The 20,540-nt window shown below is 49.6% G+C and carries 19 protein-coding genes; 3 read left to right on the forward strand and 16 right to left on the reverse strand.

Going from position 1 to position 20,540, the window contains the following annotated elements:
- Positions 1 to 208 precede the first annotated feature (208 nt).
- A complete protein-coding gene (gene rpmB, locus P9687_RS05675) occupies positions 209 to 397 on the forward strand; it encodes a 50S ribosomal protein L28 (protein WP_013859045.1) in 189 nt (62 codons plus the stop codon).
- A gap of 126 nt (positions 398 to 523) precedes the next feature.
- On the opposite strand, the gene spoVM is transcribed toward rpmB, so the two are convergent.
- The 16 genes from spoVM to P9687_RS05755 all read right to left on the reverse strand — a co-directional run bounded on the left by spoVM (position 524) and on the right by P9687_RS05755 (position 17,522).
- Positions 524 to 604, reverse strand: a complete 81-nt coding sequence (gene spoVM / locus P9687_RS05680; protein ID WP_017551496.1) for a stage V sporulation protein SpoVM — start codon at positions 602 to 604, stop codon at positions 524 to 526.
- 96 nt (positions 605 to 700) lie between these two features.
- The gene (locus P9687_RS05685; RefSeq protein WP_014095494.1) at positions 701 to 1,357 is read right to left on the reverse strand and encodes a thiamine diphosphokinase; all 657 of its coding nucleotides are present in this window, start codon (positions 1,355 to 1,357) and stop codon (positions 701 to 703) included.
- A 104-nt stretch (positions 1,358 to 1,461) separates the two neighbouring features.
- Positions 1,462 to 2,112, reverse strand: coding sequence for a ribulose-phosphate 3-epimerase (rpe, locus tag P9687_RS05690; protein ID WP_014095495.1), 651 nt, complete (start codon positions 2,110 to 2,112; stop codon positions 1,462 to 1,464).
- A gap of 2 nt (positions 2,113 to 2,114) precedes the next feature.
- Positions 2,115 to 3,002 carry a ribosome small subunit-dependent GTPase A gene (rsgA, locus tag P9687_RS05695; protein WP_014095496.1) on the reverse strand — a complete coding sequence of 296 codons (888 nt, stop codon included), beginning with the start codon at positions 3,000 to 3,002 and terminating at the stop codon, positions 2,115 to 2,117.
- 164 nt (positions 3,003 to 3,166) lie between these two features.
- Positions 3,167 to 5,263 carry a Stk1 family PASTA domain-containing Ser/Thr kinase gene (gene pknB, locus P9687_RS05700; protein ID WP_061565623.1) on the reverse strand — a complete coding sequence of 699 codons (2,097 nt, stop codon included), beginning with the start codon at positions 5,261 to 5,263 and terminating at the stop codon, positions 3,167 to 3,169.
- Complete coding sequence (locus tag P9687_RS05705; RefSeq protein WP_035189897.1) at positions 5,263 to 6,015, reverse strand: Stp1/IreP family PP2C-type Ser/Thr phosphatase; 753 nt, start codon at positions 6,013 to 6,015, stop codon at positions 5,263 to 5,265. Before P9687_RS05705 ends, pknB begins: the two co-directional genes overlap by 1 nt.
- A 47-nt stretch (positions 6,016 to 6,062) precedes the next feature.
- Positions 6,063 to 7,406: a 16S rRNA (cytosine(967)-C(5))-methyltransferase RsmB gene (gene rsmB / locus P9687_RS05710; protein ID WP_035189899.1), complete on the reverse strand. Its 1,344-nt coding sequence runs from the start codon at positions 7,404 to 7,406 to the stop codon at positions 6,063 to 6,065.
- The gene (gene fmt, locus P9687_RS05715) at positions 7,399 to 8,352 is read right to left on the reverse strand and encodes a methionyl-tRNA formyltransferase (protein ID WP_017551492.1); all 954 of its coding nucleotides are present in this window, start codon (positions 8,350 to 8,352) and stop codon (positions 7,399 to 7,401) included. Before fmt ends, rsmB begins: the two co-directional genes overlap by 8 nt.
- Positions 8,349 to 8,834, reverse strand: coding sequence for a peptide deformylase (def, locus tag P9687_RS05720; protein ID WP_035189900.1), 486 nt, complete (start codon positions 8,832 to 8,834; stop codon positions 8,349 to 8,351). Before def ends, fmt begins: the two co-directional genes overlap by 4 nt.
- A gap of 19 nt (positions 8,835 to 8,853) precedes the next feature.
- Complete coding sequence (gene priA, locus P9687_RS05725) at positions 8,854 to 11,259, reverse strand: primosomal protein N' (RefSeq protein ID WP_019721998.1); 2,406 nt, start codon at positions 11,257 to 11,259, stop codon at positions 8,854 to 8,856.
- Positions 11,256 to 12,467 (reverse strand): bifunctional phosphopantothenoylcysteine decarboxylase/phosphopantothenate--cysteine ligase CoaBC, encoded by a 1,212-nt coding sequence (coaBC, locus tag P9687_RS05730; RefSeq protein ID WP_017551489.1) that lies wholly within the window; start codon positions 12,465 to 12,467, stop codon positions 11,256 to 11,258. Before coaBC ends, priA begins: the two co-directional genes overlap by 4 nt.
- Positions 12,468 to 12,602: 135 nt before the next feature.
- On the reverse strand, positions 12,603 to 12,809 hold the full coding sequence (rpoZ, locus tag P9687_RS05735) for a DNA-directed RNA polymerase subunit omega (protein ID WP_014095504.1): 207 nt from the start codon (positions 12,807 to 12,809) through the stop codon (positions 12,603 to 12,605).
- Position 12,810: 1 nt separating this feature from the next.
- Complete coding sequence (gmk, locus tag P9687_RS05740) at positions 12,811 to 13,425, reverse strand: guanylate kinase (RefSeq protein ID WP_014095505.1); 615 nt, start codon at positions 13,423 to 13,425, stop codon at positions 12,811 to 12,813.
- Positions 13,426 to 13,427: 2 nt separating this feature from the next.
- A complete protein-coding gene (remA, locus tag P9687_RS05745; RefSeq protein WP_035189901.1) occupies positions 13,428 to 13,733 on the reverse strand; it encodes an extracellular matrix/biofilm regulator RemA in 306 nt (101 codons plus the stop codon).
- The gene (locus tag P9687_RS05750) at positions 13,730 to 14,605 is read right to left on the reverse strand and encodes a YicC/YloC family endoribonuclease (RefSeq protein ID WP_035189903.1); all 876 of its coding nucleotides are present in this window, start codon (positions 14,603 to 14,605) and stop codon (positions 13,730 to 13,732) included. Before P9687_RS05750 ends, remA begins: the two co-directional genes overlap by 4 nt.
- 235 nt (positions 14,606 to 14,840) lie before the next feature.
- Positions 14,841 to 17,522: a cation-translocating P-type ATPase gene (locus P9687_RS05755; RefSeq protein ID WP_061565624.1), complete on the reverse strand. Its 2,682-nt coding sequence runs from the start codon at positions 17,520 to 17,522 to the stop codon at positions 14,841 to 14,843.
- Positions 17,523 to 17,663: 141 nt separating this feature from the next.
- On the opposite strand from P9687_RS05755, the gene P9687_RS05760 reads away from it, so the two are divergent.
- A complete protein-coding gene (locus P9687_RS05760; RefSeq protein ID WP_061565625.1) occupies positions 17,664 to 19,382 on the forward strand; it encodes an Rqc2 family fibronectin-binding protein in 1,719 nt (572 codons plus the stop codon).
- A 179-nt stretch (positions 19,383 to 19,561) separates the two neighbouring features.
- A complete protein-coding gene (locus P9687_RS05765; protein ID WP_168985990.1) occupies positions 19,562 to 20,536 on the forward strand; it encodes a bile acid:sodium symporter family protein in 975 nt (324 codons plus the stop codon).
- Positions 20,537 to 20,540 lie beyond the last annotated feature (4 nt).

Here is a 20,540-nt window from a genome sequence, read left to right on the forward strand (position 1 = left end):
CGGTAGCCGAAAGTGTACAAAAAGAGTGTCTTGGAATACCCGATATTTAAACCTTGTCGAGAAAAACTTGACACATACTCCCTTCCGGCAGGACTTGCATTGTGTCTTCCAATATGATAAATTATTATAGTGAATTTTTAACGAAAAATGAAGAGATGAAAGCATAAATATGTTCTATTTCTGCTTCGCAACAGGAGGAGGGAATACAATGCCAAAAAAATGTGCAATTACCGGACGTAAAACGGTATCCGGCAATAAACGTTCTCACGCCATGAACGCAAACAAACGCACCTGGAAAGCGAACTTGCAAAAAGTGCGCATTCTGGTGGACGGCAAACCGCAACGCGTCTGGGTTTCCGCCCGCGCTTTGAAATCCGGGAAAGTCGAACGTGTATAATGCAAAAACAGGAAACCGGGCATCCGGTTTCCTGTTTTTTTTGCGGCAAAAAAACCGGCGCGTCGCCGATTTTCCCGCTGTGTAGAATGAACTGCCCCACGAACCACCATGCGTCCATTTTATCTCTTATCCTTTTTTAAAAGTCCCCAGCATGGCCCTGACAATACCGCCCAAAAATTTAGGCAGTTTAATCGTATAAAATTTCATGTATGTCCCTCCCCATTCAAATACAATCCGGGTCTCCCGCACATTATATTCATGCGTAAGCGAAAAGGATACAGCCTGCTTGTTCATGAAATATCATTAATCATGGCTTCTTACCATCATTAATATGCCGCTTGAAAAAGAAAAAGTACCAAAATCACGGATTAGTTCATTGCTGACACAAAGGGTGGTGCCCCTTACAATATGCCGGTTTTCAAGCGGATACTTAAATCCGGTTAAAAAGATCCCTTCTACCTCTTCCGTCAACGGGAGAAAAGAAACATACGGATACGCATCCATTTTTTCAATCGTATAAGTTCCGGGCAAAAACATTTCCACGAGATTCTGCCTGTCGATCATTTCTATTTTTCCTTTAAATTGCAAAGCTTTTTCATGTACAAGTAAAAGGACATTGGTAAAAGCATGATCGAGCCGTCCGCCGGTAGCACCAAAAATGCGGATCACATCCGGATCCTGGCTGATTGCCCACATCAAGGCCAGCTCCATATCGGTCTCATCTTTTTCGGGCTGGAATTTGCGGATATGCTCAAGTTTCCGGTTGATCCAGTCCCATTCTTCCTGATTGACAGAATCAAAGTCGCCAAAGGCCATTTCCGGGATGATCCCTTGTTTAAGCAAATGCAGCACGCCCCTGTCTACACCTGCCCATGCCGCTCGTTTGTCCTCCGCATATGGCGCAAGATCCGGCACATTTTCGGGCGGGCCGCCTGCTAAAATATAGATTTTCTTTTCCATGCCTCATTCCCCTTTTATACGACGGATTTAAGACAACCTGATGCTTTGTCCACTCCCCGCGGGTTTTTCATGCAGAAAAAGCCGGATGAACCCCGGCTGTTGTTTTACTGCCCGTATTTTAATGCCTGGATCGCTTTTTTCCGGTTCTTGCTTTTAAAAATATTGGAGCCCGCAACCAGCACCGTTGCACCGGCCTGTGTGCATTTTTGCGCTGTTTCCGGATGGATGCCGCCGTCGACTTCAATGTCAAATGCAAGCCCCTGCTCTTTTTTTAAACGGTGCAGTTTTTCAATTTTCGGGACAACGGATTCAATAAAAGCCTGTCCGCCAAACCCGGGATTGACCGTCATCAGCAATACAAGGCCGACATCCCCCAGTATGGGCGCAATCCATTCGACCGGTGTGGCGGGATTTAAGACAACGCCGGGATTTACACCAAGGGACCGGATTTCCTGGATCGTCCGGTGGAGATGCCTGCACGCTTCCACATGGACAGAAATTGTATCCGCCCCTGCTTTCGCAAAAGCTTCCAAATACTGGTCCGGATTTTCAATCATTAAATGGACGTCGAGCGGAAGCTTTGTGACCGGCCGCACCGCCCCGACAACGAGCGGTCCCATCGTAATGTTCGGCACAAAATGGCCGTCCATTACATCAATATGGATCCAGTCCGCCCCGCCTTCCTCCACATCTTTAATTTCCTCTCCCAGTTTTGCAAAATTTGCAGACAAAATAGAAGGTGCGATTTTTACCATCGTCAATACCTCGGCTTTCTGTTTTTAATTTCCTGAAGAAACTGGATGTAATGGCTGTACCGGAATGAAGCGATCTCCCCTTCGGCCAAAGCGGCTTTTACCGCACAATGCGGCTCGTTTTCATGCAGACAGCCACGGAACTTGCAGCCGGCCGCTTTTTCACTGATCTCCGGAAAATTATCCCCAAGCTCCGTTAATTCCACACTGTTGAAGTCGAGTGAGCTGAAACCTGGCGTATCTGCGACGAGCCCGCCTCCGACCGGCAACAGTTCAACATGGCGGGTAGTGTGCTTCCCCCTGCCCAGATGCGTGGAAATTTCATTTGTTTTTAAACCCAAAGCAGGGTCCAGGCGGTTGAGAATGGACGTTTTCCCCACTCCGGACTGGCCGCAAAAGACGGTGATTTTTCCTTTCAATGCCGAAAGCAAAGCATCTGCCCCTTCGCCTGCTTTCGCCGACGACAACATAACCGGGTAACCGATTTGCCGGTATACTGCAAGCGTCTCGAGTAGCTTTTCTTTTTCATCCGCGCCTAGGAGATCGCATTTTGTGATTAGAATAAGCGGGCGAATCAGGTTCTTTTCAATCGGGACTAAAAAACGGTCCAAAAGCAGCGTAGAAAAGGCTGGTTCTTTTGCGGAAAAAACCAAAACAGCCTGATCCACATTGGCAATCGGCGGACGGACGAGTTCATTCTTTCTTTCGCCGATGTCCAAAATATAACCTTCCCTCCCGTTTTCTTTTTGGAATTCGACATGGTCCCCGACGAGCGGGGTGATTTTCCTTTTACGGAAGACGCCTCTGCCCCTGCATTGGTAAATTTCGCCGTCTTCACGATTTTTCACATAGTAAAAGCCGCTTAAAGCCTTGATGATTTTTCCTTCTGCCATACATCCACCTCCATCTCTCCGACATTTTCAAACCAGGGGAGGCGCCGGGTTACGGCCCAGCGCTTTCTCAGTTAAGAAAGGATAAATTTTCAATTTCTACTTTCCTAACGCATAAATGCAACGACGGCTCTGCTCTCGCCTAAGGATGGGACGCCCGCATTTTCTTAATTTGGATACGGAACGGTCTCTTCGGCGATGACTTTGCCATCCCTCATGATTTTGTATGTCGCCTCTTTCCCGTATTCAATCGTGAACTCCAGCTGTTTTTTCACCGTTTTCGTAATCTCAAACGTTTGAACAGGTGCGGACATCGAATGGTTCATGTCTTCAATAAAAATTTGCACTTCCTGTTTCGGGTTTTCTTGTGCAGATGCATCTGTTTTGCCGCCGGAATCGTTTCCGTTTGATTCGCTGTTGCTGTCACCGGACTGGCTGTTTCCGTCCGACCCGGAACTTTCGCTATTGTTTTCATTTGTGCTCCCGGCGGAATCCGTGTCCGGCTCATACGGGATCGTTACTTCCTTTGTGACCGTCTTTGGCGGCATTTCTTTCTGTCCTTTGCTGATGGTCACTTTTACGACCGAGCCTTTTTTCAGCTCCGTTCCCGGCTGCGGAGATTGAGATATGACATGGTCCTTTTTCACGGTATCCGAATAATCTTTTCCGGCATATTCAATGGAAAAACCGGATGTTTTTTCATAGGCGTCCAGCTGTTTTTTTGAAAATCCGGTTAAATCCCCAACTGCATAAGTTTCTGGGCCTTTGCTTACAGTAAAGGTAAGCACCGTGTTTTCGGGCACCACTTTTTTATCGGGCGCGGGATCCTGCGATATAATGGTCCCTTGCGAACTGTCATCGTACACTTCTTCTTTATCGATGTCTTTAAAATGTTCGCCAGTCAATAAATTTACGACATCGTCAAACTGCCTGCCGGTATAATCGGACAGGGTAAAGGTTTGTTTTCCCGTGCTGATATAAAGGGAAACTTTTGTCCCCTCTTTGATTTTTTCCCCGGCTTCGGGATCCGTTTTGATCACCTGCCCCTTTGGTACCGTTTCGCTTGTTGTTTTAATCTTCTCCCCGGTTTTCAGACCATGCGCCGTAAGCACGGCGGCAGCAGCATCCGCCGTTTTGCCTGATACTTTCGGGACGCTGACGGTTTTCGGGCCGAGCAGGGACGGCAGCAACAAGGCGGCAAGGCCGGCAAGCACGACCAAAAAGGCAAGGGTGCCGACAACGAATGGCCATTTTTTCCGCCGTTTTTTCTCTTTTTTGTCCCGCTTTGTGTCCGGTTTCTTTTCTTTTTCGTTTTCCCCGGCCGGATTTGCGATAATCGTTTCTTCATTCCGGTCGGGGCCGGCAGCCACTTCGGAAATCACCGGGATAATTTTCGTCTGATCTTCGTCTTCTGGGATGACGAATTTCGGTTCATTCAGCCTTTCCGGCAGGAGTGCGGTGCGGATATCCTCCCCCATTTCTTCGGTGCTGTTATAACGGTAAAACGGATCTTTCGCCGTTGCTTTTAAAACAATATTTTCAACACTTTGGGGAATATCGGGATTCCACCTTTTCGGCGACGGCGTCTCGCTTTGCAAATGTTTTAAAGCAATGGAAACGGCAGATTCCCCGGAAAAAGGAAGCCTTCCCGTTAAAAGCTCGAACATCACGATGCCGAGTGCGTATATATCCGATTTATATGTGGCAACACCGCCCCTTGCCTGCTCGGGGGAAAGATAATGGACCGAACCGAGCACGGCATTTGTCCGGGTGATTGAAGTAGCGGATAAAGCCATGGCAATCCCGAAGTCCGTAATTTTCACAACGCCGTCATGGCTGATTAAAATATTTTGCGGCTTAATGTCACGGTGGATAATATGGTTGTCATGGGCATGTGCGATCGCCGCTGCAAGCTGTCCCATAATGTCCAGCGTTTTCTCAACGGAAACCGGGCCGTTTTGCTGTATGTATTGTTTTAACGTCATGCCCTCGACATTTTCCATGACGATATAATTTAAATCGTCCTCTTCGCCAACATCATAAATACTGACAATATTCGGATGGACCAGGCTCGTTGCCGATTGGGCCTCCCTGTGAAAACGTTGGATAAACTCCGGCTCATTTGCAAAATCCGGGCGCAGCACTTTGACGGCCACATCACGGTCCAAAATCATATCGCGGGCCAGATAGACGTTTGCCGTGCCGCCGCCGCCGATCAGGCTTTTGACTTTATAGCGGCCGCTGATCCGTCTTCCGATTAACATTAAGGGCACCCGCCTTTATTGCGGCCGGACGAAAGAAGCACAATCGTAATATTGTCTTCCCCACCGTTTTCATTGGCATAATCCACGAGCATGTCCGCTTTCTCCCCAAGCGGCAGATCTTTTTCCAGCACTTCTTTCATCACTTCCGTCGGCACTTTATTCGACAGGCCGTCTGAACAAAGCAGCAAAGTATCATTTTCTTCAAATACAATCGTTTTTAAGTCGGGCGAGATCGAATCTTCCGTCCCGAGCGCTTTCAGGATCACATTTTTATGTGGGTGATTTTCGGCGTCTTCTTTTGAAATCTGGCCGGTTTTGACCAGTTCATTGACCAGCGAATGATCTTCCGTCAGCTGCTGGAAGCCGTTTTCATTAAAAATATAGCCGCGGCTGTCTCCGATATTGGCGATGGAAATAAAGCCTTCGGTGCAGAGTGCTGCAACCAGTGTGGTGCCCATTCCTTCGCATTCAGGGTGATGGGCGGCATGTTCAAATAAACGGGCATTCACCTCGCCGATCGTCTCGGAAAGCCACGCCTCCGCGGACTCCGCATCGGCAACCGGGCCGAATTTTTCAAACGCTTCTTTAAAACATTGCACCGTCATGCCGCTCGCAATGTCACCCGCACGATGGCCGCCCATGCCATCCGCAACAATCGCAAGGAGATCACCGCCGGCATTTTCAAAGACTCCCCCACTGTCTTCGTTATGCTGCCTTACTCTGCCCTTGTCCGTTTTGTAGACAGATTCCATTATACCCCCACCTTCATACTCTTTGACGTGTTTATCATCAGGCAAGCCTATGCTTTACCGGCCTTTTTGCGGATGCTGGCGATGAAAAATCCGTCCCCGCCGAAGTCCTGCGGAAAAATCTGCATCCGGTATCCGTCAACGCAAGATTCCATTGCTTCCGGGACGTGCAGCGGATACGGTTCAAATTCCGGATGTTCCTGCAAAAATGTTTCAATCGTCCCTTCGTTTTCTTCCCGGTCAACGGTGCACGTGCTGAAAACAAGGATGCCGTCCGGTTTTAACAGTTCCGACACGCCCGATAAAATCGAAAGCTGGACCTGCTTTAGCGCATGGATATCGTCAACGGTTTTCGCATATTTGATATCCGGTTTCCGCCGCAGCACGCCAAAACCTGTGCACGGCGCATCGACAAGAATGCGGTCAAAAGTGTTTTTTTCAAAACGGGCGCCTGCATCCCGGCTGTCCATCGCAATCGCTTCTACCTGTCCGGTACCGAGCCTCTCTGCATTTTCCTGAACCAGTTTTACTTTATGCGGATGGAGATCGAGCGCGACAACTTCTCCCGTTCCTTCTAACTTTTCCGCAATATGGGTCGTTTTTCCGCCCGGTGCCGCACAAGCGTCCAGAATCCGCTGGCCTTCCTGGATGCAAAGCGCATAGGCAACCGCCATCGAACTTTCATCCTGGATGGTGAAGAGCCCTTCTTTAAAGCATGCCGAACGGGCAAGATTGCCTTTTCGTGAGCGGACAGCTTCCGGAATAACCGGGCTCCGCTCAACGGTAAACCCTTCCCGCTCCAGTTTTTCGATGACTTCTTCCACGGATGCCCGGTTCAGGTTCACCCTTGCTGTCTGTAACGGCGGAATCAGGTTTGCTTCACACATTTCTTTCGTCGTTTTATAGCCGTAAGCTTCCGCCCATCTTGCCACAAGCCAGTGCGGATGGCTCGTTGCCACCGATAATCTTTCAAGCGGGTCTTCTATTTCCTTTAAACTTCTGAGCCCCCCGCGCTGGATGGCGCGCAAAACGCCGTTGACCATTCCGGAAATCCCGCGGTGGCCCCGTTTTTTGGCGATCTCCACCGCTTCAAAAATAATCGCGCGGTCAGGGATTTTATCTAAGTATACCATTTGATATAAAGACAAGCGCAACAAAATCCGCACCCAATTTTCAATTTTTTTGCGCAAAAACGGGGCGAGAAAATAGTCCAGTGTCTGTTTTCTCTGCAACGTGCCATAAGTGATTTCCGTAAGCAGCGCCCGGTCAGGACCGTGGAACCGGTATTTTTCAATATAGCGGTCAAGCAGCAAATTGCTGTACGACTCGTTTTTCTCCACTGCCTCCAAAAGTTCAAGCGCCGCTTCACGGACATTTTTCCGATCTTTACTCATCTTCATCTCCAAATTTCATTCCGGGTGCAAGGCCGCCCGCTGAACCGTTTAAAAATTGTGCAACCGCCATCCGTTTCTTCCCGGCAGGTTGCAGTTCCGTCACTTTAATGCCGGTTGTGTTGCCCGTTGCGACCACGATCCCGTCTTTTTCTATCGTGACGATGGTGCCCGGCTCCGCCTGCTCAGAAAGCGGCACTTTTTCGCTTTTCCATATTTTAAACGTCTTTCCGCCAAGCACGGTGTAGGCAACCGGCCACGGGCACAGCCCCCTGATTTGGTTGTAAATGACTTCCCCCGGTTTTTTCCAATCGATTTTTTCCTGGCTGCGCGTAATATTGTGGGCAAACGTCGCCTTCTGTTCATCCTGCGGCACCGGCGTCACTTCTTTTGCCAAGATTTTCGGAAGCGTTTCGGATAAAAGCACAGCGCCCGCTTTGCTCAGCTTGTCATGGAGGGTGCCGGCATCATCGGTTTCTTCAATTTCGACTTCCCGCTGGCTGAAAATGTCGCCGGCATCGAGTTTTTCCGCCATGTACATAATGGTGACGCCGGTCTTTTTCTTCCCTTGTAAAATAGCCGTATGGATCGGCGCCCCGCCACGCAGTTCCGGCAGCAGTGACGCATGGACATTGATGCAGCCGAACGGGGGCGCATCAAGCAATGCTTTCGGCAAAATCTGCCCGTATGCGCATGTAACCACAACATCCGGTTTGAGCGCCAAAATACGGGCGAGGCTTTCCGGCTCGCGCAATTTTTCCGGCTGAAAAACCGGAATGCCGTGCTTTTCCGCCTCCCGTTTTACAGGCGGAGGGGTTAAAACCTGTTTTCTGCCGACCGGCCTGTCCGGCTGCGTCACAACGCCAATGACCTCGTACCCGTCGCGGATCAAAGTCTGTAAAACCGGCACGGCAAAATCCGGCGTTCCCAAAAACACCACTTTCGTCATTCGGCATCGGCCTCCTCAAAAACCAAGTCTTCCTCATCCACATAATCAATGATTTTGGACGTAAACAAAACGCCGTGCAGATGGTCGATTTCATGCTGCAAAGCGCGGGCAAGGAAATCTTCCGCTTCAATGGTGAACGCCCTTCCGTTTGCATCCTGTGCTTTTACTTTCACATAATTGGCGCGCGAAACCGTCCCATAAACGCCGGGAAAACTCAGGCAGCCTTCGACATCCGTCTGTTCCCCGCGCCTTGTTACGATTTTCGGATTGATGAGGTCAATCCGGCCTGTTTCATCCCCGGTATCGACAACGGCGATTTGCTGGTTGATGCCGACTTGCGGGGCGGCAAGGCCGACCCCGTCCGCTTCAAGCATCGTTTCATACATTTCATCCAGTACCGCTTTTAAAGACGGGCCGAATGCCGTGACCCGTTTGCATTTTTCCTCCAAAATAGCGGCAGGATATTTTACAATCTCCATCATTTCGAATCACTCGTTCCTGTTACATCATCATATTAGGATTGACATCGACCGCGATGCTTAATCCTTCCGAGGCAATCTGGTGCTGGAAATGTTCCAGCAAAACAGATAATGTTTCATTGAGCCGCGGTTCCCGTTTGTATTTTATCAGACATTGGTAACGATATCTATTTTTCACACGGGGTACCGGGCATGCCGAAGGGCCTAAAATCACGCTTCCGCCCGACACCCGGTTCCGCATAAAGCCTGCGATTTTTTCGGCTGCGGACATGGCTTTCATCACATTTTCATGGCTGACCGTAATCAGGGTGAGATAGTAAAAAGGAGGATAGGCGCCCACTTTCCGCATTCTCATTTCCTGGCGGTAAAAGCGTTCATAGTCCTGTTCCCCTGCAAATTGGATGCTGTAATGTTCGGGGGTATAGGTTTGGACAACAACCTCGCCTTCCAGCTGGTGCCGCCCCGCGCGCCCGCTTACTTGCGTTAAAAGCTGAAACGTTTTTTCAGACGCCCTGAAATCGGGTAAATGGAGCATCGTGTCCGCATTCAGCACGCCGACAAGCGTAATATTTGGGAAATCGAGCCCTTTTGCAATCATCTGCGTCCCAAGCAAAATATCGGCTTCCCCGTTTGCAAAGCTTTGCAGCATCCGTTCATGTGCCCCTTTGCGGCCGGTTGTATCGACATCCATCCGGATCACGCGCGCTTCGGGCAACAGCCGCCCCAGTTCCTCTTCCACTTTCTGCGTCCCTGTCCCGAAATAACGAATATGGGAACTCCCGCATTCCGGGCATGTTGCGGGCACAAATGTCTCGTAACCGCAGTAATGGCATTTCATTTCGTTTGTAGAGCGGTGATAAGTAAGCGAGATATCACAGTTCGGGCATTGCTGCACATACCCGCAGTCCCGGCACATGACAAAGGAGGAGTATCCCCTTTTATTCAGCAGCAGCACGGTTTGCTGTTTTTTCTCCAGACGGTCTTTCAATTTTTCAAAAAGCTCTCTTGAGAACATGGAACGGTTGCCTGCGCGCAATTCTTCGCGCATATCGACAATCGAAACCTCGGGAAGCGGGTGGTTGTTCATCCGTTTTCCCATTTTCAGCAAAGTATAGACCCCTTTTTGTGCGCGGGCAAATGATTCAAGCGACGGGGTGGCGCTGCCGAGTATGACCGGGCAATGGTGGTTTTTGCTCCGGAAAAGGGCGACGTCCCTCGCATGGTAGCGCGGGTTGTCCTCCTGTTTGTAGCTGTTTTCATGTTCTTCATCAATAATAATGATGCCAAGATTTTCAAGCGGGGCAAAAATCGCCGACCGCGCCCCGACGACCACTTTCGCTTCTTTGCGGGTAATTTTCCGCCATTCATCGTATTTTTCGCCGACCGATAAGCCGCTGTGCAAAACCGCCACGTCTTTGCCGAAACGGCTTTTAAAACGGTTCACCATTTGCGGCGTAAGAGAAATTTCCGGCACAAGGACAATCGCCTCTTTTCCCTCGTTCAGCACTTCCTGTATCGACTGCAGATAAATTTCCGTTTTTCCGCTACCAGTTACGCCAAAAAGCAAAAACGTTTCATTTCTGTTTTCGCGGACAGCGGAGAGGACCGGGCCAATTGCCTGTTTCTGCTCCGCAGTTAAAGCATGTGGCACGCTCTTTTGAAATTGGTGGCCGGCATACGGGTCGCGGTACGATTCTTCCTGTTTTTCTTCCAACCATCCTTTTTCAAGCAATGTTTTGATAACCGCCCGCGATACGCCAGCTGTTTCCGCCAGTTCGGGAGAAGGCATCTTAGCATCCGGATTTTCCAGGAAAAATTGCAGCACCTGCTTTTGCTTCGGTGCATTTTTCGGCACTTCTTCCATCCGTTTTTCAAGCTCGTCTTTGGACAGCGGGCAGAAAATAAGCCGGACCGTTTTCTTATTGGCTTTGCTTTTGACTTCGTACACGACTTCCACCGATCCGTTTTTCGCTTCTTTTTGGAGAAACGGCAGAAAGCCCTTTTGCTGTGCTTCTTTCCAGCTGATTTCGTCATGACCCTTAAACACTTCGTCAAGAAAAGGGTTGGCGCCCCCGTCCTGCCTTTTGATGCGTTTTTCATATTTTGCCTTCATCGCAGCCGGCAGCATCGCCTGGTAAGCGGAGATTTTCAGGCAAAGCGTTTCCTTCGCAAGCCAGTCCCCGAGCGCAAGCAGCTCCGCATTCAAAACCGGGGCCAAATCCTGCGGCGCAATGATTTCACGCAAGTTCTTCACTTCTGAACGGTCTTTTATGCCCGCAACAAATCCCTGGATCGTACGCGGGCCGAACGGGACAATGACACGCATTCCCGGCTGAATGGCCGTTTCCCATTTTTCCGGGATCCGGTAATCAAAATATTTATCTGTCTGCATTGCCGGTATATCGACAATCACATTTGCAATCTTCATTTCTTTTCGCCCTTTTCGATCTCGCGGCAGATTTCGCGCAAAATTTCCCTTGCCGCCTCATGCTTGGAAAGCAGCGGGAGTTCCCGTTTCGAGCCGTCGCGTTTAAAAATGGTCACGATATTGGTATCACCGGCAAAGCCGGCGCCTTCCCGGCTCACATCATTGGCAACAATTATATCCGCACGCTTCCGTTCCATTTTGTCGCGCGCATAGTTTTCGAGATTATCGGTTTCCGCGGCAAAGCCGACGAGAAAAGGCTTGTCCGGCCTTTCGCCGAGTTCTTTTAAAATATCTTTTGTCCGTTTCAATTCCAGCGTCAGGTTGCCCGGCTGTTTTTTCATTTTTTTATCAAAAACACGGACCGGCGTGTAGTCTGCCACGGCTGCGCTTTTAATGATGATATCCGCTTCTTTGTAGCGGCCCATAACCGCATGATACATCTCCTCTGCGCTCTCCGCTTTGATGATTTCCGTTTCGGCGGGCGGTGTCAGATTGTCCACACTTGTGACAAGCAAAACGTTTGCCCCCATATTGGCCGCTTCTTCGGCAAGCGCAAATCCCATTTTTCCGGACGAACGGTTTGAAAGAAAGCGAACAGGATCAATTTTTTCAATCGTCGGGCCGGCTGTCACTAAAACCGTTTTCCCGGACAACGGTTTTGGTCCGCCACCGCTGAAAAAATCTTTCAAAAGCGCCACGATGTTCTCCGGTTCTTCCAATCTTCCTTTTCCGGTATAGCCGCATGCGAGATGCCCATCCGCAGGCTCGATCAGCCGGTAGCCGAAGCTTCCAAGCGTTTCCAGGTTCCGGCGGACAGCCGGGTGGCCATACATATGGACATTCATCGCCGGCGCCACCCATACCGGCGCGGTCGTGGCGAGAATCGTGGTCGAGACCATATCATCCGCTATTCCGTTCGCCAATTTTCCAATAATATTAGCGGTGGCCGGCGCAACGAGGACAAGATCCGCCCAGTCTGCAAGATCAATATGGGCAATTTTTTCCGGGTGTTTCTCATCAAATGTATCGGTGTACACTTCATTCCGGGAAAGCGCCTGAAACGTTAACGGCGCCACAAACTTGCAGGCGGATTCCGTCATGATGACTTTCACATGTGCACCGGACTGCGCCAGCTTGCTTGTGAGCGCAGCCGCTTTAAAGACGGCAATCCCGCCGGTTACGCACAATAGTATATTTTTTCCAAGCATCCATATGCCCCCTGTAAAATCTCAGTCAAACTCCTTACGACCATTCTAACAAAAAAGCAAATATAAGAAAAAGGGCTGACGCCATATCCGCCAGTCCCTGCTCTGTGATTTTCCGTATGATCGCGCCAGGATGCCTTAAGAAGCTGTTCCATCGTGTTTGATCCGGAGGACGCCGACATAAATTTCTTCAAGCGCCTTGCCGACATTTTTATCGGAAACATATTTTTCAAGTACTTCGTTATGCTCGTCCTGCAGCTGGCGGGCGCGTTTTGCCGCGATCGTGACAAGGGAATATTTTGAATCGATAATTTTCAATAGTTCATCAATGGAAGGATAAAGCATCTTATTCAACCTCCAGAATTTTTTTATACAGCTTCGCAACGCGTGTCGTCCGGCAATGTTCCGCGACGACAATGGCTTTGATTTTTTCGCAGGCGTTTTCTATTGTATCATTTTCCACGACGTAATCATATAAATTCATCATTTCGATTTCTTTGCGGGCTTTTTCCATCCGGTCGCGAATCCTTTCGGCTGTTTCCGTCCCGCGCTGCGTAATCCTCAATTCCAGTTCGGACAAACTTGGCGGCGCAAGAAAAATGAATAAGCCGTCCGGAAATTTTTCGCGGACCTGCCGTGCGCCCTGCACTTCAATTTCGAGAAACACATCTTTTCCCGCTTCCAATGTTTCCTTCACATAATCGACAGGTGTCCCGTAATAATTGCCGACATATTCCGCGTACTCCAGCAGTTTTCCCTGCCTGATCAGTTCTTCAAATTCTTCGCGTTCTTTGAAAAAATAATCCACCCCGTCGATTTCACCTTCCCGCGGTTTTCTCGTCGTCATTGAGATGGAATATTCAAATTTCGTATCCGGCTGCGAAAAAATGGCTTTCCGTACGGTCCCTTTCCCGACACCGGACGGACCGGATAACACAATGAGCAATCCTTTTTTCTTCAACGCTATACCTCCTCGCCATCTGTTTCCCCGTCCGTAACACGGTGCGCCACTGTTTCCGGCTGAACTGCGGAGAGAATCACATGGCCGCTGTCCATCGTTACCACTGCCCGGGTTTTTCTGCCGTATGTCGCATCGATTAAAGTGCCACGCTCGCGTGCATCCTGAATGAGCCGCTTAATCGGCGCTGATTCCGGGCTTACAATGGAAATGATGCGGTTTGCCGAAATGATATTGCCAAAGCCGATATTAATGAGTTTTACCACCTGCATCCTCTCCCGCTCGCATACAATTAACTTCGCGCGAATCATTCTATATTCTGCACTTGCTCGCGCATCTTCTCAATGACCGTTTTGAGCTCAACAACGGCTGTTGAAATACCGGAAGCATTTGCTTTTGATCCGATCGTGTTCACTTCCCTGTTCATCTCCTGGATCATGAAACCCAGTTTTCTGCCGATTGGCTCATGAAGCGCCAACGTTTCGCCAAATTGAATCAAGTGGCTCTCAAGCCTTGTTACTTCTTCATGAATATCGGATTTGTCGGCAAACAGCGCCGCTTCCTGGACGAGCCTCGCTTCATCCAGCCGGCCGCCTGATAGCTCCTGCATCCGCTTTTCAAGTTTGAATCGGTATGTAGAAACGAGCGACTGCGCCTCTGTTTTGATATCGTCCACCAACTTTGAAATCGTTTGGAGATGTTTTTCCAAATCGGCTTTGAGCAGGGAACCTTCTTTTTCGCGCATAAGCCGCAACTGTCCGGCCGCCTCTTTGCAGGCTTCCAAGACAAGGGTGAGGATTTCTTCATTATCTTCCTCTATTTCTTCTATTGTAACTAAATCTTCGCGGTTTAATAACTCGCGAATGCCAAAACCTGATTCAATTCCGTATTGCTCACGGATCCGGCTTAAAAACCGGTGGTATTCGTCCAGCAAATCCCAGTCGACCCGCAGCCTGCGTTTGACAAGCCCTTCACCGGCAATGGTGACAAACACGTCAATACGGCCACGCTGCACATAGTTTCCGATGATTTTTTTCAACTCTTCTTCCACTTTGACAAGCTGCTTCGGCATCCTGATCTGATATTCGCAAAAGCGATGGTTGACAGACTTGATCTCAACTGTCACACTGAACTGTTGCGTCTTTCGGCGGCCTCTGCCATAGCCCGTCATGCTTAAGACCATCTTCTCACGCCCAATCTCTTCTTACATCTACCGTCGCGCCGGTTTTATCGCGCCGGTTTTAACCTTCACGGCTTTCATCGCGCCTTTTCCTGGCTCAATCAAAAAAGCTTTTACGGAGATTATACCGCGCCCCGTTCAATTAGGAAAGAAAATCTTAACCGGAGCGCCGGGGGAAACTTCGCCAAAAGAAAAAGTAATAGAGGATCCCCTATTACTTTTAAGATTATAGCATAATTTAAGGTTTTTTTCTTAAATAATAGGTCCCCGCAAGCAAAAATGTCGGAATCGCACTCATGCAGAGGACGAGCAGCCAGTCTTTTGGCAAAATCGGAAGTGTATGGAAAACCGGCTGGAGGGCTGGAACATAAATCACGGCAAGCATAAGCAACACCGATGACAAAACAGCAAGCACAAGATAGACGTTTCCAAACGGATTGCGCGCAAGCACCGAGCGTTCACTGCGGCAGTCAAACACATGGATCAGCTGGGCAAGGACAAGTGTTGCAAATGCAATCGTTTGGGCGTAAGGAAGCCGGTCAGGATGCTGGTAATATACGGTCACAAAAGCGGCCAATGTCGCAATTCCGATCAGAAAACCGCGCGAAATCACTTTCCAGCCGAGCCCGCGCGCAAACACCCCTTCACGCGGATGGCGCGGATTCCGCTTCATCACATCTTCTTCCGGCTGGTCGAGACCGAGCGCCATTGCCGGCAGCCCATCCGTCACGAGATTGACCCACAGAATTTGGATGGGTACGACGGGAAGCGGCAGGGACAAAAGCATCGCAAACAGCATGACCAGAATTTCGCCGACATTGGAAGCGAGCAGGTAACGGATGAATTTCCGGATATTTTCGTAAATATTGCGGCCTTCCTGGATCGCCGCTTTAATCGTCGCAAAATTATCATCGAGCAAAATGAGCGAGGACGCTTCTTTTGCGACATCGGTTCCGGTAATGCCCATCGAGATGCCGATATCGGCCGTTTTTATGGCCGGTGCGTCATTGATGCCGTCTCCTGTCATGGCGACGACTGCCCCGCGGTTTTGAAAAGCTTTGACGATTTTCAGTTTATGGTCCGGCGATACGCGTGCAAACACGGAAACTTCGTCAATCACGTCTTCCAGCTCATCCACCGTCAGTTCGTTCAGCATCGCGCCGTCCACCACTTTTTCACGGCTTGTGCGCAAAATCCCGAGCTGTCTCGCAATCGCTTTTGCAGTCACCGCATGGTCGCCCGTAATCATCACCGTGCGGATGCCCGCTTCCTTACATTCTTTAATGGCTTGTCTGACTTCCGGCCGCGGCGGATCGATCATTCCCTGGACGCCAAGAAAAATCAAATTTTTCTCCGCCTCTTGTTCATTTTTTACCGTTTCGCCTGCTGCAAGTGGCTTGAACGCGATGGCGATCGTCCGAAGCGCCTGGGCAGCCAAAGATTCGACCGCTTTCTCTACATTTCTCCGTGTTGCCGGATCAAATGACTGTTCCCTGCCGTTCCAGAGCACCGACCGACTTACCCCAAGCAGCACATCCGGCGCGCCTTTTGTGATTACAAACCGTTTGCCGTGTTTGTCACGGATCACCATGCTCATCATTTTCCGCGTTGAATCAAATGGAAATTCCTGTTCAATCGTAAATTCTTTCAGCAGTAATTCCCTCGTTAAACCGGCCTTCAGGGCAGAAACGAGGAGCGCGCCTTCCGTCGGGTCGCCGTCTATGATATATTCTTTGTTTTTCACTTTCAATTCGGCATGGTTGCATAATAGCCCGAACGTCAAAAGCTGGTAGACGCTTTTTTCCTTTAACGGGTGGATTTCCGCGCCATTGTCCGTAAAAATCCCTTTCGGCTCATAGCCCGTCCCGGACACTTTCCACGTCTTTCCCCCGCTCCATAAATGAGTGACTGTCATTTTGTTTTGCGTCATTGTGCCGGTTTTATCCGAGCAGATGACAGACGCACAGCCAAGCGTTTCCACAGCCGGCAGTTTCCGGACGATCGCGTTTTTCCGGATCATGCGCTGGACGCCGAGCGATAATGCGATCGTCACAATCGCCGGCAGGCCTTCCGGAATCGCCGCAACCGCGAGCGAAACCCCCGCCAGAAACATGGAATACAAGTCATGCCCGTGCCAGACGCCGACAAGGACAACAAGGAGGGTTAAAAGCAGCGCCACCACGATTAAAATTTTTCCCAGCTGCTCGAGCCTTCTTTGCAAAGGGGTCGCCATCGCTTCGGCGTTTTGAATCATATCGGCAATTTCCCCCATTGCCGTCTGCATCCCGATGCCGGTGACAATGCCGATGCCGTTGCCGCGCGTTACCATTGTCCCCATAAACGCCATATTATGCAAATCGCCGAGGCCCGCATTTTCCACAGGAATCGGTTCCGTTGATTTCTGGGAAGGGATGGACTCTCCGGTTAACGCCGACTCTTCAATTTCAAGATTATTGGCCTTTACAATCCGGACATCGGCGCCAACCCGGTCCCCGCTTTCAAATTTTAAAATATCACCAAGCGTCACTTCTTTGGAAGGGATTTTTACCCATCGCCCGTTTCTTCGTACATTGACTTGCGGTGCGGAAAGTTCTTTTAATGCTTCAAGCGATTTCTCGGCCCGCCGCTCCTGAAAAAAGCCGAGAAACCCGTTAATCAATACAATGGCGATGATGGCGACCGCGTCGACATATTCGCCTAAAAATCCGGAAATCACGGTTGCGGCAAGCAGGACGAGCGTCATAAAATCTTTAAACTGGCTGAGAAAGAGCATAAGGGCAGATTCCTTTTCCGCCTCTTCCAGTTCATTAAAGCCGTACTGCCTGATTCTTTTTTCCGCTTCTTTTTCGGTGAGCCCTTTTTCCAGATCAGTTCCGAATTCCTGTTCTACTTCTTTTTCACTCATTTCGTGAAACATCATGAAAATACACTCTCCCCTGCTTCTGCCCATTATTGTCTTAATAGCAACATATTCAGCCCTGTCCAAAAAAATGATATAATTTAACATGCCAACGACTGACGCAATGCTTTATGCATGCGCGAAAGAATTGAGGAATGCGATATGTCATTTGACGGATTATTTACAAGAGCGATGGTAAAAGAACTTGTTGATACGATAAAAGGCGGGCGGATGAACAGAATCCACCAGCCGTACCAGAATGAACTGGTCCTTGTGGTGCGTGCAAACGGAAAAAACAGGCGGCTGCTTTTGTCAGCACACCCGGCCTATGCGCGCATTCAGCTGACGGATGAACCGTTTGACAACCCGCAGGACCCGCCGATGTTTTGCATGCTTTTAAGAAAACATCTGGAAGGCTCCGTGATCGAGGATATCCGTCAGGCCGGCCTTGACCGCGTTGTTGTCTTTGACATCAAAAGCCGCAACGAAATCGGGGATATTTCCTATAAACAGCTGTACGTGGAAATCATGGGCCGCCACAGCAATATCATTTTGGTCGACAAAGAGCGGAACCTGATCATGGACAGCATCAAACACGTCCCGCCGGCTGTGAATACGTACCGGACGATTCTCCCCGGGCATGAATATGTCATGCCCCCTGAGCAGCACAAACGGAATCCGCTTGAAGCAACAAAAGAGGATGTCATCGCAGCGCTCGACTGGAACAGCGGGAAAATGGACAAGCAGATTGTCGCGCAATTCGCCGGGGTCTCCCCTCTTTTGGCAAAAGAGATCATGCACCGGGCGAAATTTTCGAATCCGGAAGCGGTGACGGACGCGTTCTTGTCCGTTATGGAGCCGATTAAAAAGTTTGACCTCCAGCCGGTGATGATCATGGGCGCACAAAAAGAATCATTTTACATGATCCCGCTTGCGTCCCTTGAGGGCGAAACCAAAACTTTCCCGACTTTAAGCGCGCTGCTTGACCGTTTTTATGCCGGGAAAGCCGAACGTGACCGCGTCAAGCAAAAAGGCCATGATCTTGAGCGGTTTGTGAAAAATGAACTGGAGAAAAACGAAAGCAAAATCAAAAAGCTGGAAGCCACGCTTGAGGAGGCGCAAAATGCCGAACAGTTCCAGCTGTACGGCGAACTTTTGACAGCAAATTTGTATGCCGTGAAAAAAGGAATGGACAAAGTGAAAGTGCAAAACTATTACGATGAGAACGGGGCAATGGTTGAAATTCCGCTTGATCCACTGAAAACCCCTGCGGAAAATGCGCAAAGCTATTTTTCCCGCTACCAGAAAGCGAAGCATGCGCAAGTCGCGGTGCGTGAACAGATCAAAAAAGCCCAGGATGAAGTGCTGTATTTTGAAAACCTCCTCCAGCAGCTTGAAACAGCCTCGCCGAAAGATATCGGGGAAATCCGTGAAGAGCTGGAAGAAGAAGGCTATTTGAAAAAACGGCACAGCCGCGCCCGGCGGAAAAATGCAAACAAAATCGCCCTCGAAAAATACGAGGCTTCGGACGGCACGGAAATTCTTGTCGGAAAGAACAACAAGCAAAACGATTATTTGACAAACCGGGTCGCCGCCCGCGATGAAATCTGGCTGCACACAAAAGACATTCCCGGGTCGCATGTTGTCATCCGCAGCAAAAACCCGGCGCCGGAAACGATTTTGGAAGCCGCATCACTCGCCGCCTATTTTAGCAAAGCGCGCCAGTCCGCTTCCGTCCCGGTCGATTATACGAAAGTGCGCTACGTGAAAAAACCGAACGGCGCAAAACCCGGATTTGTCATTTACGAGAACCAGCAAACCGTTTATGTCACACCGGATACCGACAAAGTGCTGGCCATGAAAAAAACGAAGGATGCATGAAAAACACGGAATATGTTGTAAACAGCGCAGGCCCAGGCATTGCGCTGTTTTTTTGGTGAAAAAATGTTTTCGGAAACGAATGATCTAAATAAATCCCAAAATATTGAAATGGCTGCCTTGATTTATTTTGTCAGATATTCTATCATTTTAGAAAACAATTTATATTTGGAGGTCTTCACATGGCAACTTTAGAAAAAATCAGCGCGTTTGCAGGGAAAACGTTCACCGTATGGGTGCTGATTTTTGCAGTCATCGCTTATTTTTTACCGCAGCATTTTGCGTGGATCGGGAATTATATCGTACCTTTATTGGGAATTGTCATGTTTGGCATGGGGTTGACGCTTGAATTATCAGATTTTAAAGAAGTTTTCAAAAAGCCGCTTGAGGTGGCGCTCGGCGTGGTCGGCCATTTTGTCATCATGCCGCTTATCGCTTTTCTGCTTGCAGTCGGGCTCAACTTACCGAAAGATATTGCAATCGGCGTCATCCTTGTCGGCTGCTGCCCGAGCGGCACGGCTTCGAACGTAATGGTGTTTCTTGCACGCGGCAATGTGGCGCTTGCTGTTGCGATCGCCTCCGTGTCCACGATTCTTGCGCCGATTGTCACACCGCTGTTAATCCTGCTGTTTGCCAGCAAATGGGTGCATGTCAGTGTATGGTCTTTATTCCTTTCGGTTGTGCAAGTGATCATTGTGCCGCTTTTGCTCGGATTTATCGCGAAAAGGTTTTTCAGCAAACAGGCGCGCGCCGGCGCAAAAGCGATGCCGCTTGTCTCGGTTGTGGCAATTGTGCTGATTGTAGCGGGAGTGGTCGCCGGAAGCGCCGAAAAAATTGCACAAACGGCTTTACTCGTTTTTGCCGTCGTTATTTTGCATAACTTGCTCGGGTTTATCATCGGCTTTTTCTTCGCCCGTTTGTGCGGGATGGACCTTGCCAAGCAAAAAGCGGTTTCGATGGAAGTCGGCATGCAGAATTCCGGGCTCGGGGTAGCGCTTGCTACCGCGCATTTTTCCCCGCTTGCCGCCGTCCCGAGCGCGATTTTCAGCGTCTGGCATAATTTGTCTGGTTCGTTGCTCGCAAACATCTACAGCCGGATGAAAGATAAAAAGGCAGTAAAACCCGACGCGAACCCGGCCGCAAGCCAGCATGTGTGAGAAA

The sequence above is a fragment of the Weizmannia sp. CD-2023 genome (genome assembly GCF_036225245.1).
Lineage (GTDB): Bacteria > Bacillota > Bacilli > Bacillales > Bacillaceae_C > Weizmannia > Weizmannia faecalis.